Below are 15490 nucleotides of genomic sequence, written 5' to 3' on the forward strand. Positions count from 1 at the left end.
TCATCCACGCATGGCGTGGAACTACCTGGGAAACTCCGCCTTCAACTGCATGCGCAGGGCCTCGACGATGGCCGCATAGCGCCGCTTCTGGACCAGATAGCTGGCCAGGAACAGCGGCAGCACCAGCAGCATCGGTGCCACCATCGGGCGCATCGCCACCAGTGGCAACAGCAGCAGCGACAGGATTGCCACGAACCAGCTGCACAGGCCGATCACCCGCACCTCGTGCCGTCGCGCGTTGAGAACGATGCGTCCACGCATCACCGGGAAGTAGCGCAGGCCGAAGCTCGGTGCGAAGCTCTCGCGGAACGCCATGCTGCCATCGGGCAGCGCATGGAAGGCCAGTTGCAGCCATCTGTCCTGCGGCAGGTCACGTTCCAGGCTGCCCAGCGAAAGCCGGGCCTGCATGGCCGGTGACGCCGCGATGCGTTCGTTGAACAGGGTGATGCCCCAGCTGAAATAGCCGGCCACCCAGGCCATCAGAAGGACGGCTTCGAACAGGAGCACTGCGATCAGGGCGATGGCCATCGGTCTTCCATGAACGGGACCGGGCAATCATGCCATGGGCAGCCGTGGCCGGCCCCGCGAGGGGGGCGAGTCCGTGCAGCAGGTCGTGCGTTTCTCGGGGGCGACTTGGGTCAACCTTCTTCGGCGAGATCGCTTAGGTCCAGGATCTGCGGATCAACGCTGCTGGCTACGATGCTTCTGATCAGCCCCGGGCGGCGGCGAAGCGAGTAGGCGTGAATCGCATGGATGGGACTGAATTCACACAGGGGGTAGCGTGAGTGCCCAATGATGACGGGCCTGTTGAAGTGGATGTCCTTAGGGTCATCAAGTGGCAGGGCCCACTTCCCACCGTGCACCAGCCTGACGGTCTCCCCTAGATATCGGGCGAACACGACCCTCAGAGAGTCCCGCTCGTCCTCAGACAGCGTGGCTGCCATCAAGTCATGGAGGCGTTCCAGCCTGTCGAGGCTTTCGGGGCTGCCATCCAGTTCAATGCCATGCGTTTGAGCCTGCGCGACCAGCCATTCTATCTGGCCGTCCATCAGCATAAGGAATTGCTCAAAAGCCTCGCGGGCTTCTTCCAGATTGAACGTCATGCGGAGGCCAGAGAGACAGGGGGAGTGGGCAGTGTGTCCTCGTCCCCTTCCTCAGGCTATGCAACAAATCCTAAAAGGCGACAGCCAAAGCAGAGGTGCAGATATCACGACGGCCCATCCACGCAGGACGTGGATCTACTTCAGGGCTTCGCCATCCAGGCCCAAGTCCCATGCCAGGCCCAGCAGTTCATCGTCGGCTCGGGAGGGGGCGGGGCGCGCATCGGCCAGCTGCTGCAGTTCGAGCAGTTCCTCGCGGGCCACGTCTTCCAGCCGCTGCAGCTGCTCACGCACGCTCGCGTTGCGCGGGCGCTCGGTATCGGTGAGGGCGGGCAGGGCGCGGATCAGGGTCATGGTGCGCGTACAGGATGCATCCAATGGCGGGTTACAGGCAAAGGCCCCGGGCGAACCGGGGCCTTGCGGGCTGCCGGCGAGGGCAGCGGACATCAGGATCAGAACAGCTCGACGGTGCCGGCGCCCATGCTCTGCTGGGCGACGGGCTTGTGCGGCGGGCGTTCCCATTCGCTGCGCAGCTCGCGCAGACGGTTGCCGGTGCGCTGCAGGGCGCTGGCGATCTCTTCGTCGAACACGCCGCCATTGCGGTGCAGCAGTTCCTGCAGGGCCACCGCTTCGCGGTTGATCGCGGTCAGGCGGTCCAGGTGGGTGTGCACACCGCCCAGCGCCTGGGTGGCGATGTCTTCGAACTGCAGGGCACGCACGGCTTCGGCCACGCTGCCATCGATCGCACGGGCGCACTCGGACACTTCGCGCATGCCGTCGCCCAGCGAGGCGTTGATCTGCGCGACGTTGTCGAGCATCGCTGCTGCTTCCTGGCGGGCTTCGCGGGAGCGGTCCATATCGCGCGAGGCCATGTGCGAAACCGTCTCGCGCACCTTGGCGATGGCGTCCTTGGAGCTGTGCGCCAGCTTGCGGATCTGCTCGTTGAAGGTGGTCGAGCGCTCGGACAGGTTGCGCACTTCGTCGGCGACCACGGCGAAGCCACGACCGGCTTCACCGGCACGCGCCGCTTCGATGGCCGCGTTCAGCGCCAGCAGGTTGGTCTGGTCGGCGATCGACTTGACGTCTTCCAGCAGCGCGAAGATGCCATCCAGGTGCTGCGCCATCTGGTCGATGTGCTGCACGGTGGTGCTGCTCTGGCCGCTTACCTGCTCCAGTGCTTCCACCAGCTGTTCCATGCGGTGGCTGGCGTGCTGGGCGAAACGGGCAACGTCGAGGCCGGCATTGCCTTCATCACCGGCGCGGTCGACGATGCGCGACAGGGCCTGGCTCTGCTGGCGCGACTTGCGGTTCATGGCATCGAAGCTGCCGCCCAGGCTGGAGACGGCCTGGCGGATCAGGTCACGGGCGCGTTCCACTTCGCCACGCGAACCGTCGATCTCGTTGCCGACGAAGTTGCGCAGCTCGGTCAGCAGCTGGTCCTGTTCGCGCAGGACACGGGCGTGCTCGGGGGAACGATGTGCCTGGGCGCGGGTGGTCCACCACGCAAAGCCGAGCCAGCTCAGCGTCATCGTGGTCAGGATCGCCCAGCGCAGGGCGGCCGGCCATTCGAAACCGATGGCGAAGGGGAGCAGCAGGGTCAGAGCCAGGGGGGCGGCCAGACGGATGAAAATGCGTGAGTACATGGACGTTCTCGGGAGGTGCACGGAGGATGTATCGGCCGTACCCCCTTTCTCTTTAACGTCGATGTGCCTCGAAGTGCATTCTGAATGCGCCGGTTTTCCGGCGCCTTGGCGGCCTCGGGGTCAGAGCCCTTTCCGTGCCGGAAAGGGATCCGACCCCTTGGGCAGGCGCAACGGGGTCGGATCCCTTTTCCATGGAAAAGGGCTCTGACCCCACACCCTCAGGCCAGCAGGCGGTCCACGGCCTCGATCATCGCCTTGCGGCTGAACAGGAAGTCCCAGTAGCTGCCGCCCAGCTGGCGCCACAACACCGCCGAACGCACCGCGGCCAGCAGCAGGGCACGGATCTCCGCCACCACGCCGGCCTGGCCCAGGTAGTGCGGGTTGCCCTGCACCATCACCCGCGGTTTCAGGTGGCTGATGGTGTCGGCATACAGGCCGCCGAGGTTGGCCAGTACGTCCGGGTGGCCACTGTCGCCCAGTTCGGTGGCCTGGCGCTGGGCGCGCTCGATGCCCGAGGCGACCTTGTTCACGGTCGCCCCATCCTGCACGAAGCGGCGCTCCAGCTGCAGCACCGACAGGGCCAGCTTGGGCAGGATCGGGTCCTGGCCCTGGCTGCGGAAGTAGTTGTGCAGCAGGCGCAGGCCGGACTTCAGTGCATGACGGTCACCGAACACCGCCTGCGGCGAGGACGCATCGACGCGGAACACGCTGTCCACGGCGGTGCGCACGGCGGCGGCGTCGGAATGGCCGGTATCGGCGATGCGGCGCACCTGCTGCAGGGCCTGGGCAATGCCGGCCAAGGCCAGGACGCGGTCGTCGACAGTGAAACTCATGCAGCGATTACCTCAAAAGGGGAGGGGGTGGTGCGCAGGCGTTGTTCCAGCGGCGCATCGGTGGCGGCGATCACCGCGCCGCCCAGGCACACATCACCGTCATACAGCACCAGCGATTGACCGGGGGTAACGGCACGCTGCGGGCGCGCAAAGGTGACCAGCACGCTGCCATCGTCCAGCACCTGGACCGTACACGGCTCGTCGGGCTGGCGGTAGCGGGTCTGGGCGGTGCATTCGAAGCGCCGTGCCGGCGGTGAGCCGGCGATCCAGTGCGCGGTTTCCGAACGCAGGCGGTCGGACAGCATCCACTTGCTGTCGCGGTCCTGGTCCACGTACAGCACGTTGCTGGCCACATCCTTGCCAACCACGTACCACGGCGCGGCCGGGCGGCCACGCACGCCGCCGATGTTCAGACCCTCGCGCTGGCCCAGGGTGAAATAAAACACGCCCGGGTGTTCGGCAATCACGCTGCCGTCGGCCGGGTCGAGGATCTGGCCGGGCTTGGCCGGCAGGTAGCGGCCGAGGAATTCGCGGAAGTCGCGCTCGCCGATGAAACAGATGCCGGTGGAGTCCTTCTTGGCGTGGGTCGGCAGGCCGACGTCGCGCGCGATCCGGCGCAGGTCGCTCTTTTCCAGGTCGCCGATCGGGAACAGGGTGGCTGCCAGCTGTTCCTGGCCCAGTTGATGCAGGAAGTAGCTCTGGTCCTTGGATCGATCGGCGCCGCGCAGCAGCAGCCACTGGTGGCCGCGCTGGGCCACCCGTGCGTAATGGCCGGTGGCGATGCGCTCGGCGCCCAGCTCGCGGGCGGCGTCCAGGAAATGCTTGAACTTCACTTCACGGTTGCACAGCACGTCCGGGTTCGGGGTGCGGCCGGCCGCGTACTCGGCCAGGAAGTGCTCGAACACGCCCTGCCAGTACTCGCTGGAGAAGTCCCGGAAGTGGAACGGGATGCCCAGCAGGCCGCACACGGCCACCGCGTCGCGACGGTCATCCTCGGCACGGCAATCACCGCTGCCATCGTCGGCCCAGTTCTGCATGAACAGGCCGGCCACGGCCTCGCCCTGCTGTACCAGGCGCCAGGCGGCGACCGAGGAATCGACGCCGCCGGAGACGCCCACCATCACACGCGGAGTGCTCATGCGACCTCCCGGACCAGCGAAAGCGGGTGGCGCTGGCCACCCAGGTAATCCGCCACCACCTGCCACACCAGCGGGCTGCGCTGGCGCTCGCCGGCGGCCTGCAGCTCGGCCGGGGTCAGCCACAGCGCGCGGTCGATGCCGGTGTCCAGCGGCTGCGCCGGATCGTGCGAAACCGGGCGCGCCGCGTAGCAGAAGCGCAGGAAGGCCGTGCCGTCGCCGGCAGTCCACTGGTAGCAGCCAATGAAGTGGGTCAGCTGCACCGTCCAGCCGGTTTCCTCGCGGGTCTCGCGCAGGGCGGCCTCGGCCAGGCTTTCGCCCGGCTCGAGGTGGCCGGCCGGCTGGTTCAGCACCTGGCGGCCGTCAATGGTCTCCTCGACCAGCAGCACGCGGCCGCCGTCGATCACCACGGTGGCAACGGTGGCGTGCGGTGCCCAGCGCGGGTCCGGCGTGGCGTTCAACTCAGAACTCGTCCTTCTTGGTCAGTTCCAGCTCCATCGCGTCGGCGGTGCGGATGGCCGCATCGATGGCGTCGCTGAGCTGGTCGGCGGTGGCATCGGCGTCGATCTTCACCACGAACATGGCGGTGGTGTCCTGCTTTACCCAGCCGCCCATCTTGGCGTCCTGCGAATCTTCCAGCAGGCGGTTGGCCACGGCCACCGGGAACTGCTTGGTCTTGGCGCTGTAGGCCGGCGACCAGATCTCGCGGATGTTGTGGCTGCCGAAGTCTTCCACCGCCGAGCGCACGTAGACCATCTGGGTGCGGTCACCCTCGACGTCGAAGACCATGCGGTAGTCGCCATCCTCGTCGACCTCGTAGGTGTAACCCAGCTTGTCCAGGTGGCGGGCCACGGACTTGTCGGCCTGGGGCGCGGCGGTGGCAGCACCGGCAGCGGCCAGGGTGATCAGCAGGGCGGGCAGAAGGGTCCTTTTCATGAAGATCCTGTGAAGCAGTGTTGAAAGAAGCTGCAATTGTGACGTTGGGCGTGCGTGCCGTCCAATCCGCGGCGGGCCGACGCAGGCGCGGTGCAACCTCTATAATGGATGGATGCCCCATGAGTCCTCCCCCGATTCCCATCACGAGCACGGCGTTGCCGTGGAGCCCGCGCGCCCGGAAGTGGCGCCGCCGCCGTTCTACCAGGTGATGCTGCTCAACGACGACTACACCCCGATGGATTTCGTGGTGGATGTACTGCAGCAGTTCTTCAGCATGGACCTGGACAAGGCCACGCAGGTGATGCTGCACGTCCATACCCGCGGCCGCGGGGTCTGCGGCGTGTTCACCCGCGAGGTCGCCGAGACCAAGGTTGCCCAGGTCAACGAGTATTCGCGGATGAACCAGCACCCGCTGCTGTGCACGATGGAAAAGGCCTGACCGGCTGCCGATCCTCGTCCGGGTACATCGACTCCGGACACGGCGTGCCCACCAAGGTGGGCACCTACCAAGGCAGAAACCTGTAGAGCCGAGCCCATGCTCGGCTGCTTTTCGTCCCGGCGCAATGTCCCGGATGGAGTGCGCCCACCACGCGCGGAGGTCACGCCTCCGCCAACGCCTCCAGCGCCATCCGCGCCACCGCTTCGTCGATGTCGGCGGGGTCGCCATCGTCCCGGAACCACACGGCCGACAGTGCCGCGCTGGCGGCGATCCAGCGCAGCAGGCGCGCCCGTTCCAGCCCAGCCAGCGCGCTGACCTGTTCCAGCCGGGCGGCAAACCGCTCGGGCCGGGTGGCCACATGGATGCCCGGGCCACAGAGGTCCGGGTTGCTGAACATCGTCGTGTAGTCGAACGCGCGGTCGCCCAGCAGCCGCTTCGGGTCGATCGCCAGCCAGCCACGCGTGCCGAAATCCAGCACGTTGTCGTGGTGCAGGTCGCCGTGCAGCGGCCGGATCTCACGTTCTTCCTGCAACACCCGCTCCGCCAGTGATCTGCACTGTTCCAGCAGTGGCGGCAGCGCGGCCCTTGGCTGCAGCAGGTCGGCGAACCATGTACGCAGGCAGACCAGTTCCGCTGGTGGCGCGCTCCGTGGCCGGTGCAGCTGCCGCAGGACCTGGCACAGGATCGTGGTACAGGCATCATCGTCGCCCTCGATCGAACGTTGCCGCAGCGAATCGCCGCCGGCACGCTCGATCAGGATCGCCGGCCCCTCGTGTGCCAGCAGGCGGGCGGCACCATCGCCGTCCCACCAGCGCAGCAGGCGATGGCCGTTCTGCTCCTCGGTTTCGCTGCTGACCTTCAGCATCGCCGGTTCGCCGTCGGCGGTCAGCACCGGCCAGAGCTGGGCGTGGGGCGTCTCGATGGCCGCGCCATCACGCCGCAATCGCCAGCGGCTCAGGTAGGGTTCGCTCATGCTGGGTGGGCTGTCCTGGAGTGAATGAAGATCAAGCGATCTGCACTGCTAACGCCATCTGAACGCAGCAATCCGCTAGGGTGATGGAAATCGCGTAGTCAGGCCGCATATTGTCCCCATCTGCCGCCGGAGTAATCCATGTTCAGCAAAGACCTCGAACACACCATCGGCCAGTGCTACAAGCGCGCCCGTGAGGCCCGGCATGAATTCATGACGGTCGAACACCTGCTGTTGGCACTGCTCGACAACCCGTCCGCCCAGGCCGTACTGAAGGCCTGTGGTGCCGACGCCGAACGCCTGCGCCAGGAGCTGGAGCAGGCCATCGAGGCTTCCGTGTCCCGCCTGGCCGAAGATGACGGCCGTGATACCCAGCCGACCCTGGGCTTCCAGCGCGTGCTGCAGCGGGCCGTGTACCACGTGCAGTCCTCGGGCAAGAAGGAGGTCACCGGCGCCAACGTGCTGGTCGCCATCTTCGGCGAAAAGGACTCCCATGCCGTCTATTACCTCAACCAGCAGGACGTGACCCGTCTGGACGTGGTCAATTACCTGTCCCACGGCATCGCCAAGCTGGGCGAGGAAGGCGAGCAGCCGTCCTCCTCCTCCGAGGGCGAAGGCCGCATCGAAGGCGGGGAGGGCGAGCCGAAGGGTGATGCCCTGACCGAGTTCGCCAGCAACCTCAACGAACAGGCGCGGTCCGGCCGCATCGATCCGCTGGTCGGCCGTGCCGACGAGATCGAGCGCACCATCCAGGTCCTGTGCCGCCGCCGCAAGAACAACCCGCTGTACGTGGGCGAGGCCGGCGTGGGCAAGACCGCGATTGCCGAGGGCCTGGCCCGCCGCATCGTCGAGGGCTCGGTGCCCGACGTGCTGGCCGACGCGGTGATCTACTCGCTCGACCTGGGCGCGCTGGTGGCTGGCACCAAGTACCGCGGCGACTTCGAGAAGCGCCTGAAGAGCGTGCTGACCGCACTGAAGAAGGTCCCCAATGCGGTGCTCTTCATCGACGAGATCCATACCATCATCGGTGCCGGTTCGGCCTCGGGTGGCACCATGGATGCGTCCAACCTGATCAAGCCGGCGCTGGCCTCCGGCGAGCTGCGCTGCATCGGCTCGACCACCTTCCAGGAGTACCGCGGCATCTTCGAGAAGGACCGGGCGCTGGCCCGCCGCTTCCAGAAGATCGACATCGTCGAGCCGACCGTGGGCGAGACCTACGAGATCCTGCAGGGCCTGAAGTCCAAGTACGAGCTGCACCACGGCGTGACCTATTCGGACGAAGCGCTGCAGGCGGCGGTGGATCTGTCGGTGAAGCACATCGGCGACCGCCTGCTTCCGGACAAGGCCATCGACGTGATCGACGAGGCCGGTGCCCGCCAGCGGCTGCTGCCGGAAGGCCAGCGCAAGGAGCTGATCGACGTCGAGGAAGTGGAGGCGATCGTGGCCAAGATGGCGCGCATCCCGACCAAGCAGGTCAGTGCCACCGACAAGGATGTGCTGCAGCACCTGGAGCGCAACCTGAAGATGGTGATCTTCGGCCAGGACCCGGCCATCGAGACGCTGTCCTCGGCGATCAAGCTGGCCCGCTCGGGCCTGGGCAATCCGGAAAAGCCGATCGGCAACTTCCTGTTCGCCGGCCCGACCGGTGTCGGCAAGACCGAGGTGACCAAGCAGCTGGCGCTGCAGCTGGGCATCGAGCTGGTCCGCTTCGACATGTCCGAGTACATGGAGCCGCATTCGATCAGCCGCCTGATCGGTGCCCCTCCGGGCTATGTCGGCTTCGACCAGGGCGGCCTGCTGACCGAAAAGATCGTCAAGACGCCGCACTGCGTGCTGCTGCTGGACGAAATCGAAAAGGCGCACCCGGATATCTTCAACATCCTGTTGCAGGTGATGGACCGCGGCGTGCTGACCGATACCAACGGTCGCGAGGCCAACTTCAAGAACGTGGTGCTGGTGATGACCACCAATGCCGGCGCGGCGCAGGCCTCGCGGCGCTCGATCGGCTTCACCAAGCAGGACCATGCCACCGACGCGATGGAGACCATCCGCCGCAGCTTTACCCCGGAATTCCGCAACCGACTCGATGCGGTGGTGCAGTTCCAGGCGTTGGGCTTCGAGCACATCCTGCGCGTGGTCGACAAGTTCCTGATCGAGCTGGAGATGCTGCTGCAGGACAAGCACGTCAGCCTGTCGGCCACGCCGACCGCGCGCGACTGGCTGGCCCACCACGGCTTCGACCCGCTGATGGGTGCGCGCCCGATGGCCCGCGTGATCCAGGACAAGATCAAGCGTCCTCTGGCCGACGAGCTGCTGTTCGGCAAACTGGTCAACGGCGGCAAGGTGAACATCGATGTCCGCGACGACGAGCTGGTCGTCGAGACCCAGGCCGAGCCGGAGCGCCTGCTGCCGGTCACGGTGGAGTGAGCTGACGCCGGGCCTGGCCCGGCGGACCTGAAATGACAAGGGCGGCTTCGGCCGCCCTTGTCATATGCGCCATCAACGGCCGCGCTGGCGGGCCTTCTTCTGGAAGGTGGCTTCGTCGATCGGTTCGATCTGCGCCACCCGGCAGTGGTCGGCATCGGTGCGCAGCTGGCTGCGGCCGGCGCTGCACAGCAGGCCCTGCTGGCCTTCGGTGATGAAGCTCAGTTTCCGCGAGTAGCCGGCAGTGGAGCAGTCGTTCTGGAAGTGCACGACATAGTGGTCCTGGCCATTGCGCAGCAGGATGTTTCGCGAAACGCCGGCGCGCACGATCTGCTGGTCGCTGCCCAGCTGGATGCAGTCACTGGCCGTGGAAGGGGGCTCGGCGGCGCGCACAGGCGATGCGCTGGCGGACGCGGCAACGGCGACGAGCAGGGCGGTCAACGTGAGCATGTTCATGGCGGGGCAGGGGAATGGCGATCCGGACTGGATCGGGTCCCACGATGCCGCCACGGATGAAGATGCGAATCTGCCGCAAGCAGGGCTGACCGACGCCACGGTGCGTTCGGTCACGATGACCTCCGGCAGGGCCGGATTGCAGGCATGACAAAAGGCCAGCAACCAGGGCTGGCCTTGTCGCAGTGGCGCAACGCGCCGACCGCTTACTTCATGCGGTAGGTGATACGACCCTTGGTCAGGTCGTACGGGGTCATTTCAACCTTGACCCGGTCACCGGTGAGGATGCGGATGTAGTTCTTGCGCATGCGGCCGGAAATGTGGGCGATGATTTCGTGCCCATTTTCCAGGCGAACGCGGAAAGTGGTGTTCGGCAGCGTCTCGCTGACGGTGCCCTCGAACTCGATGGAATCGTCTTTCGACATGTAGTCCTGTGCGGTTCAGAAAACGGCCACGCTGGGCCTAAGGCGCAGTATTTTACGCGTGACCGGCCCAGCTTGCAAAGTTTGTGTTAACCCCCGGCCAAACGCTGTGCCGGCAGGCGTCCGACCGCCTGCGTCCAGGGGCCTTCACGGCCGTCATGGCGCACCGCGTGGCGCACGTGCTGCAGGAACGCCGCGCGCGGCAGGTGCTCGGCGCCCATCCGCAGCAAGTGCGGATTCTCCACCTGGGCATCGATCAGCGCCCAGCCCCAGCCGTGAAGCGTGGATGCCAGCGCGGCCAGGGCGATTTTGGAGCCGCCGCTGGCGCCACTGAACATGCTCTCGCCGAAGAACATCGTCCCGATCGCCACCCCGTAGATGCCGCCGACCAGCGTCTGCCGGTCCCAGACCTCGAAGGAGTGGGCAAAGCCGAGGTCATGCAGCTGGCTGTAGGCCTCGACCATGTCGGGGCTGATCCAGGTGCCGTCCTGGCCGGGCCGCGGTGCCGCCGCACAGGCGCGCATCACCCGGCTGAAGGCGGTGTCGGCGGTGACCTCCCATGTGCTGCCGCGCAACTGGCGCCGGAAGCGGCTGGACAGATGCACGCCATCGGTACGGAACACCATGCGCGGGTCGGGCGACCACCACAGGATCGGCTCGCCCTCGCTGAACCATGGAAAGATGCCGCCCGCATACGCGTTGAGCAGGCGCGCCGGGTGCAGGTCGCCGCCCACGGCGAGCAGGCCGTCGGGCTGGCGCAGGGCAGTCTCGGCCGGCGGGAAGGGGGCGTCCGGCGCGTCGGCCAGGCGCCAGGGCAGCTGGCGGGTCATGCCGCCATTGTATTCGCCGTGGTGATGGATGATGTCTGGCACCATCACGCTTCACCGGCAAGGAGCCTGCGAATGAGCGACCCGATCTCAGCCATCCTCGACCTGCATGACACCCCGCGCACGCGCAACGACAGCCAGGGCATGCTGCTGTCGCTGGCCACCGAGCATCCGCACCAGCTGGGTGAGTTGATGCTGCAGGCCATGGCGCGTCGCTCGCCGGGCTCGGCCTTCCTCGATATGGCGCTGGACCTGCTGCCGGACGAGGCGGTGCCAGCAGTCGCGGCCGAGGCCTGGCGCCGCTATCGCGAGGGCGAGCGAGGTGAACTGCTGGCCAGGGTGATGGAGTTCGCCAGCTACCAGGCGCCGCAGGTGCTGCAGGACGATTGGGAGGCGTTGCTGGTGGTGGCCCATGAGGATGAGGTGCAGTTGGCCTCGCAGGTCTGGCGGGGCTTGCCCGGCGCGATTGCCGCGCACTGGGCGCAGTTGCTGGCCGAGGCCGGGGACGATCGGGAGATGGTGCGCGCGAGCGTGCTGCTGCTCGCTGCTCAGCCCGAAACCTATGCCGTTGCCCGGGGCTACCTCGTCGACTGGGGCCAGCTGGATGCCGACATCTGGGCGCACTGGGCTGGCGTGGCCAACGGTCCGCGGCCGCGTCGCCTGCACGGCGAGAAGCCGCTGCACATCCGCTTCGGCCGTGAGCAGCACCGCGCGCAGTTGGCCGACGAGCCAAGCTGGCGCAAGCGCATCTGGCACCTGCACCCGACCTGGAATGGCGGACAGGTGCAGCACGCCGGCCACATGGGCGGACCGCTGGAAGCGCTGTGTGGCAGCTGCCATGCGCCGCTGCAGCGCCTGCTGCGAACCGATGCTGCCGCGCTGCAGCCGGGCGCGGCGGGTGAGATCACGCTGGGCCTGTGCCTGGACTGCTGCGGTTGGGAAGATCCGCCTGTGCGTTTCTATCGCCACGATGCTGCCGGCCTGCCCAGCTGCCACCCCAGCCAGCGTCTGGAGGTGCCGGCCACGCCGACCGACAGCGGTGATCTGATGCAGGCCGAGGTGGGTCTGGCCGCCATGGACGGTGCGCGCTGGCAGCAACAGGACTGGGGCCAGTCCAACCATCGGCAGAACCTGTCGCGTGTGGGCGGCGCGCCCAGCTGGGTGCAGAGCGCCTGGTATCCGGCATGCATCGACTGTGGCGAGGAGATGCCCTTCGTGATGCAGCTCGATTCGACGCTGCCGACCACGGGTGAGGGCACCCTGCTGTGGGGCAGCGGCGGCATGCTCTATACGTTCTGGTGCGCGACGTGCCGGGTGAGCGGGCACTTCTGGCAGTGCACCTGAGCGTGGCGCGCGCCATTGCTCTGGCAGACGCCAACGTTGTCCCCGCCCAATGCACTGGTGGGTGCCAACCTTGGTTGGCACGCCTTCCCGCTACGGCTCTACGCGGAACGGCCCATGCCCCTGCAGCTCCTGCTGGTAGCGCCGCACATCGCGCCGTTCCTGCCGGCACCAGTCCTGCAACGCCTCGGCGAACTCCGGATCGGCTACCCAGTGCCGGCTGCGCACCAGTGTAGGCAGGAAGCCGCGCGCCAGCTTGTGCTCGCCCTGTGCGCCGGGTTCGAAACGACTCAGGCCTTCGCGCAGGCAGTACTCGATGCCCTGGTAGTAACAGGCTTCGAAGTGCAGGCCGGGCAGGGTGGCGCCGCCCCAGTAGCGGCCGTACAGCGTGTCACCGCCGCGCAGGCACAGCGCGCCGGCAATCGGCTGGCCTTCCTGCTCGGCCAGGAACAGCACCAGCCCGCGTCCCAATGAAATGGCCAGATGGCGCAGGAAGGGCTCGGTCAGCGCCGGGGCATTGCCGTATTCCAGGAAGGTCTGCAGGTAGAAGCGGTACATCGCCTGCAGGTCGGCGCGGCTGGCGTCGTCGCCGTGCACCACGCGGAAGGTGATGCCCTGGCGGGCGACCTTGGCCCGTTCCTGGCGGATGTTCTTGCGGTGCTTGTGGTTCATCGCGCCGAGGAACTGGTCGAATGTCGCCCAGTCACCCGGGTTCTGCCACTGGAACTGCACGTCCTCGCGCAGCAGCCAGTCATCGCCGAACAGCGCTTCGTCCGCTGCGGTGTGGAAGTTGATATGGGCCGATGACACCTCCAGTGCCGGCAGTGCATCGCGCAACGCCGACAGCAGCGTAGTGCGCTCTGAATCGTGACGGGCCAGCAGGCGCGGCCCGGTGACCGGCGAGTACGGCACCGCGCCCAGCCACTTCGGGTAGTAGTCGCGGCCATGGCGGGCATAGGCATTGGCCCAGGCGTGATCGAACACGAATTCGCCGTGGGAGTTGGTCTTCAGGTAGCCCGGAATTGCGCCGATCAGGCGCTCGCCCTCCCACAGCGTGAAGTGCCGGGGTTGCCAGCCCCAGTCCTCGCGCAGGCAGCCGTGCTCTTCCAGGCCTGAGAGGAAGGCGTGGCTGATAAACGGATTCTGGCCGTCGTGCAGGGCATCCCAGTCGGTGGCGGGAATGGACTGAAGGGAGTGGAGGAAGCGGGTGGAGGGCATGGTTGGCAAGGATAGGCCAGGTGGATCGCGAACGGTGTTGGCGGAGCTGGGTTGGTTTGTTTCGGTTGGAGGTGAGGAAAATTTGAATTCTCCATCCGTGTGCGCTGTGTTGCGGAATCGCCGTCGCGCGGCTGGGCAGGGTGGCGGGACGCCGCATGAGCGGCGTGTGTCCCACCACATGGAGGAATCAACAATGAAGGGATTGAAGCTTGCAACTGCCGCGGTCGCGTGCGGCCTGATCTTTGTGCCGCCCGTGTTGGCTTCTGGAGATCAGCCGGCGAAAGTGCTTGAGGATGCAGGTGCTCACGCGGAGGCGGTTGCGCTGTTGGAGCGTGAAGCTTCGAACCAGCTGACGCGTCATTTGCAGGAGAGGGGTGAGCTGCGACAAATCAGCGTCAGCATCCGTCTGGATGTGAAGGCAAGATCGATGGTGATCAGCTTTGGGCCTGGATACCTTCCCGGCCCGGATCGCGGTTATGACGAGCTCTTCCTGATTCCGATGGCGTCTACGTTGAGGTACTACGCCGAGAAGTCGGGACTGGATGTGAATGATATTGACTTCCTGTTTGACGGAAAAACCCTTGAGGAATACTACCCCGAGGATCTGGCCGTTCCGCCGAAGACGAACGAGAAGTCGACGCATACATCAGCTTTGGTGTCAGCAAGCCATGGCTACATCAGCTTGCATCCCAGCAGAGAATGGAAGTTTCAGCGCCCAGCGCCTCTCGGCATTCAGGAAGACACGCTGAGTCCACTGTTTGGTGACGAACTGCAAGGATTGATCGAACAACGTAGCGGTTTGACGGTGCACCGGGCACGCAGCCGCTCCACGGAACTCCATCCGGAGTCCGGGAAGCCATGGGAGCACATGTCATCCCGCTACCACCTCAAGGCGCTTTTCCCCGAACGCACCGACATGTGGAATGAGTTTCCGAACAGCCCAGAGTCTGCTCGCGAAAAGGAAGAGGACATACGGGCTCGCCCCAACTACGCAAACCATCTGGGTGTGGATGTGATGCTGAGCCTGCACACCAATGGCAGCGATTCAGCCAGTCTGCGTGGAACCGAGGTCTACTATCATCAGGACAAACCGCAGGACAAGGCGCTGGCGGATAGCATTCTCTGTGGGATGCGTGAAATCATCCGAGCGCAACCGGGCTATCGGGATTTCCCGATTCGCGAGAGTTCGACCTCGGCCAGGCACGGCGAGAACCGCATCGGGAAGATGCCCTCGGTGATCATCGAAACCGCCTACCACTCCAATCCTGACGATGTGGCCGCCTTGCAGGACCCCGTCTTCCGCTCGGCGTCGATGAAAGGGGTGGAGAAGGGCTATCGCCTGTGGGCAACGGGAAAGTCGTGTGAGCCGCTGTCCGGGCAGCCGATCGCAGATGTCGACGTTCCATCCGGCGACTCGCGCGAGGTGGACGTGGCGTTTGCGGGCCATCCGCAATTCCCGATCAGCCTGATCACCCGCAATACGCTGTGCCCATCAGGGTGGAGCTGCAGCGGACGGACGGTGGTCATCGATTCGTCTGACCAGCCCAGCAGGATGCAACTCAGCTGCGGTCGCGACAGCGTGGGGACGCTCGGCTGGGAGACGCATGTGTTGGATGCGGATGGGGTCAAGTCGCAGCCCGTGCCTCACACCGTTCGTTGTGTTCCCGATGCGGCCGGCCCTGATCGAAATGGCTTGCCTGAGAATACGGCTGCCGCAGGGATGTAACGAGAAAGGCCGACGCTTTCGC

18 protein-coding genes are annotated in these 15490 nt (G+C 66.1%); 5 read left to right on the top strand and 13 right to left on the bottom strand.

Annotation, left to right across the window (positions count from 1 at the left end; genetic code table 11):
* Positions 1-21: 21 nt before the first annotated feature.
* The 8 genes from AC5P7A_RS14120 to AC5P7A_RS14155 all read right to left on the bottom strand — a co-directional run bounded on the left by AC5P7A_RS14120 (position 22) and on the right by AC5P7A_RS14155 (position 5648).
* The gene (locus AC5P7A_RS14120) at positions 22-528 is read right to left on the bottom strand and encodes a hypothetical protein (protein ID WP_164076833.1); all 507 of its coding nucleotides are present in this window, start codon (positions 526-528) and stop codon (positions 22-24) included.
* A gap of 110 nt (positions 529-638) precedes the next feature.
* A complete protein-coding gene (locus tag AC5P7A_RS14125; protein ID WP_164110737.1) occupies positions 639-1103 on the bottom strand; it encodes a hypothetical protein in 465 nt (154 codons plus the stop codon).
* A 135-nt stretch (positions 1104-1238) separates the two neighbouring features.
* On the bottom strand, positions 1239-1454 hold the full coding sequence (locus tag AC5P7A_RS14130) for a hypothetical protein (protein WP_032961894.1): 216 nt from the start codon (positions 1452-1454) through the stop codon (positions 1239-1241).
* A gap of 98 nt (positions 1455-1552) precedes the next feature.
* Positions 1553-2743, bottom strand: a complete 1191-nt coding sequence (locus AC5P7A_RS14135; RefSeq protein WP_014647075.1) for a methyl-accepting chemotaxis protein — start codon at positions 2741-2743, stop codon at positions 1553-1555.
* Between the two features lie 218 nt (positions 2744-2961).
* Positions 2962-3576 (bottom strand): high frequency lysogenization protein HflD, encoded by a 615-nt coding sequence (gene hflD / locus AC5P7A_RS14140; RefSeq protein ID WP_032961893.1) that lies wholly within the window; start codon positions 3574-3576, stop codon positions 2962-2964.
* Positions 3573-4715 (bottom strand): tRNA 2-thiouridine(34) synthase MnmA, encoded by a 1143-nt coding sequence (mnmA, locus tag AC5P7A_RS14145; protein WP_032961890.1) that lies wholly within the window; start codon positions 4713-4715, stop codon positions 3573-3575. The genes hflD and mnmA overlap by 4 nt, the downstream gene beginning before the upstream one ends.
* A complete protein-coding gene (locus AC5P7A_RS14150) occupies positions 4712-5173 on the bottom strand; it encodes an NUDIX hydrolase (protein WP_014647078.1) in 462 nt (153 codons plus the stop codon). Before AC5P7A_RS14150 ends, mnmA begins: the two co-directional genes overlap by 4 nt.
* A gap of 1 nt (position 5174) precedes the next feature.
* Complete coding sequence (locus tag AC5P7A_RS14155) at positions 5175-5648, bottom strand: hypothetical protein (protein ID WP_014647079.1); 474 nt, start codon at positions 5646-5648, stop codon at positions 5175-5177.
* 112 nt (positions 5649-5760) lie between these two features.
* On the opposite strand from AC5P7A_RS14155, the gene clpS reads away from it, so the two are divergent.
* Complete coding sequence (clpS, locus tag AC5P7A_RS14160; RefSeq protein ID WP_006444529.1) at positions 5761-6087, top strand: ATP-dependent Clp protease adapter ClpS; 327 nt, start codon at positions 5761-5763, stop codon at positions 6085-6087.
* Positions 6088-6247: 160 nt separating this feature from the next.
* On the opposite strand, the gene AC5P7A_RS14165 is transcribed toward clpS, so the two are convergent.
* Positions 6248-7060, bottom strand: a complete 813-nt coding sequence (locus AC5P7A_RS14165; RefSeq protein ID WP_126412127.1) for an APH(6) family putative aminoglycoside O-phosphotransferase — start codon at positions 7058-7060, stop codon at positions 6248-6250.
* 138 nt (positions 7061-7198) lie between these two features.
* Between AC5P7A_RS14165 and clpA the strand changes: the two genes are divergently transcribed.
* Positions 7199-9484, top strand: coding sequence for an ATP-dependent Clp protease ATP-binding subunit ClpA (gene clpA, locus AC5P7A_RS14170; protein ID WP_032961881.1), 2286 nt, complete (start codon positions 7199-7201; stop codon positions 9482-9484).
* Between the two features lie 72 nt (positions 9485-9556).
* On the opposite strand, the gene AC5P7A_RS14175 is transcribed toward clpA, so the two are convergent.
* Positions 9557-9931, bottom strand: coding sequence for a hypothetical protein (locus tag AC5P7A_RS14175; protein WP_229767389.1), 375 nt, complete (start codon positions 9929-9931; stop codon positions 9557-9559).
* On the opposite strand from AC5P7A_RS14175, the gene AC5P7A_RS14180 reads away from it, so the two are divergent.
* Positions 9924-10085 (top strand): hypothetical protein, encoded by a 162-nt coding sequence (locus AC5P7A_RS14180; RefSeq protein WP_153643327.1) that lies wholly within the window; start codon positions 9924-9926, stop codon positions 10083-10085. The genes AC5P7A_RS14175 and AC5P7A_RS14180 overlap by 8 nt on opposite strands.
* 55 nt (positions 10086-10140) lie before the next feature.
* On the opposite strand, the gene infA is transcribed toward AC5P7A_RS14180, so the two are convergent.
* Positions 10141-10359, bottom strand: a complete 219-nt coding sequence (gene infA, locus AC5P7A_RS14185; RefSeq protein WP_005409596.1) for a translation initiation factor IF-1 — start codon at positions 10357-10359, stop codon at positions 10141-10143.
* Positions 10360-10445: 86 nt separating this feature from the next.
* Positions 10446-11186 carry a leucyl/phenylalanyl-tRNA--protein transferase gene (aat, locus tag AC5P7A_RS14190; protein ID WP_014647084.1) on the bottom strand — a complete coding sequence of 247 codons (741 nt, stop codon included), beginning with the start codon at positions 11184-11186 and terminating at the stop codon, positions 10446-10448.
* A gap of 72 nt (positions 11187-11258) precedes the next feature.
* Here aat and AC5P7A_RS14195 point away from each other — a divergent pair, with 72 nt between their 5' ends.
* Positions 11259-12527 (top strand): hypothetical protein, encoded by a 1269-nt coding sequence (locus tag AC5P7A_RS14195; RefSeq protein ID WP_495220222.1) that lies wholly within the window; start codon positions 11259-11261, stop codon positions 12525-12527.
* 90 nt (positions 12528-12617) lie between these two features.
* Here the strand turns inward: AC5P7A_RS14195 and AC5P7A_RS14200 are convergent, their stop codons facing one another.
* Entirely contained in the window at positions 12618-13742 is a 1125-nt protein-coding gene (locus AC5P7A_RS14200; RefSeq protein ID WP_445978973.1) for a GNAT family N-acetyltransferase, read from the bottom strand.
* A 193-nt stretch (positions 13743-13935) separates the two neighbouring features.
* On the opposite strand from AC5P7A_RS14200, the gene AC5P7A_RS14205 reads away from it, so the two are divergent.
* Positions 13936-15468 carry an N-acetylmuramoyl-L-alanine amidase family protein gene (locus AC5P7A_RS14205; RefSeq protein ID WP_495220223.1) on the top strand — a complete coding sequence of 511 codons (1533 nt, stop codon included), beginning with the start codon at positions 13936-13938 and terminating at the stop codon, positions 15466-15468.
* The last annotated feature ends 22 nt before the right edge of the window (positions 15469-15490 follow it).

It is taken from the genome of Stenotrophomonas sp. YJH_SMC_65, from assembly GCF_059369475.1.

Coding starts and splice junctions, on each gene's coding strand:
- AC5P7A_RS14155 (WP_014647079.1), bottom strand. CDS start 5,648: ATGAAAAGGACCCTTCTGCCCGCCCTGCTGATCACCCTGGCCGCTGCC.
- AC5P7A_RS14195 (WP_495220222.1), top strand. CDS start 11,259: ATGAGCGACCCGATCTCAGCCATCCTCGACCTGCATGACACCCCGCGC.
- infA (WP_005409596.1), bottom strand. CDS start 10,359: ATGTCGAAAGACGATTCCATCGAGTTCGAGGGCACCGTCAGCGAGACG.
- clpS (WP_006444529.1), top strand. CDS start 5,761: ATGCCCCATGAGTCCTCCCCCGATTCCCATCACGAGCACGGCGTTGCC.
- aat (WP_014647084.1), bottom strand. CDS start 11,186: ATGACCCGCCAGCTGCCCTGGCGCCTGGCCGACGCGCCGGACGCCCCC.
- AC5P7A_RS14165 (WP_126412127.1), bottom strand. CDS start 7,060: ATGAGCGAACCCTACCTGAGCCGCTGGCGATTGCGGCGTGATGGCGCG.
- clpA (WP_032961881.1), top strand. CDS start 7,199: ATGTTCAGCAAAGACCTCGAACACACCATCGGCCAGTGCTACAAGCGC.
- AC5P7A_RS14175 (WP_229767389.1), bottom strand. CDS start 9,931: ATGCTCACGTTGACCGCCCTGCTCGTCGCCGTTGCCGCGTCCGCCAGC.
- AC5P7A_RS14120 (WP_164076833.1), bottom strand. CDS start 528: ATGGCCATCGCCCTGATCGCAGTGCTCCTGTTCGAAGCCGTCCTTCTG.
- AC5P7A_RS14125 (WP_164110737.1), bottom strand. CDS start 1,103: ATGACGTTCAATCTGGAAGAAGCCCGCGAGGCTTTTGAGCAATTCCTT.
- mnmA (WP_032961890.1), bottom strand. CDS start 4,715: ATGAGCACTCCGCGTGTGATGGTGGGCGTCTCCGGCGGCGTCGATTCC.
- AC5P7A_RS14205 (WP_495220223.1), top strand. CDS start 13,936: ATGAAGGGATTGAAGCTTGCAACTGCCGCGGTCGCGTGCGGCCTGATC.
- AC5P7A_RS14200 (WP_445978973.1), bottom strand. CDS start 13,742: ATGCCCTCCACCCGCTTCCTCCACTCCCTTCAGTCCATTCCCGCCACC.
- AC5P7A_RS14130 (WP_032961894.1), bottom strand. CDS start 1,454: ATGACCCTGATCCGCGCCCTGCCCGCCCTCACCGATACCGAGCGCCCG.
- AC5P7A_RS14135 (WP_014647075.1), bottom strand. CDS start 2,743: ATGTACTCACGCATTTTCATCCGTCTGGCCGCCCCCCTGGCTCTGACC.
- hflD (WP_032961893.1), bottom strand. CDS start 3,576: ATGAGTTTCACTGTCGACGACCGCGTCCTGGCCTTGGCCGGCATTGCC.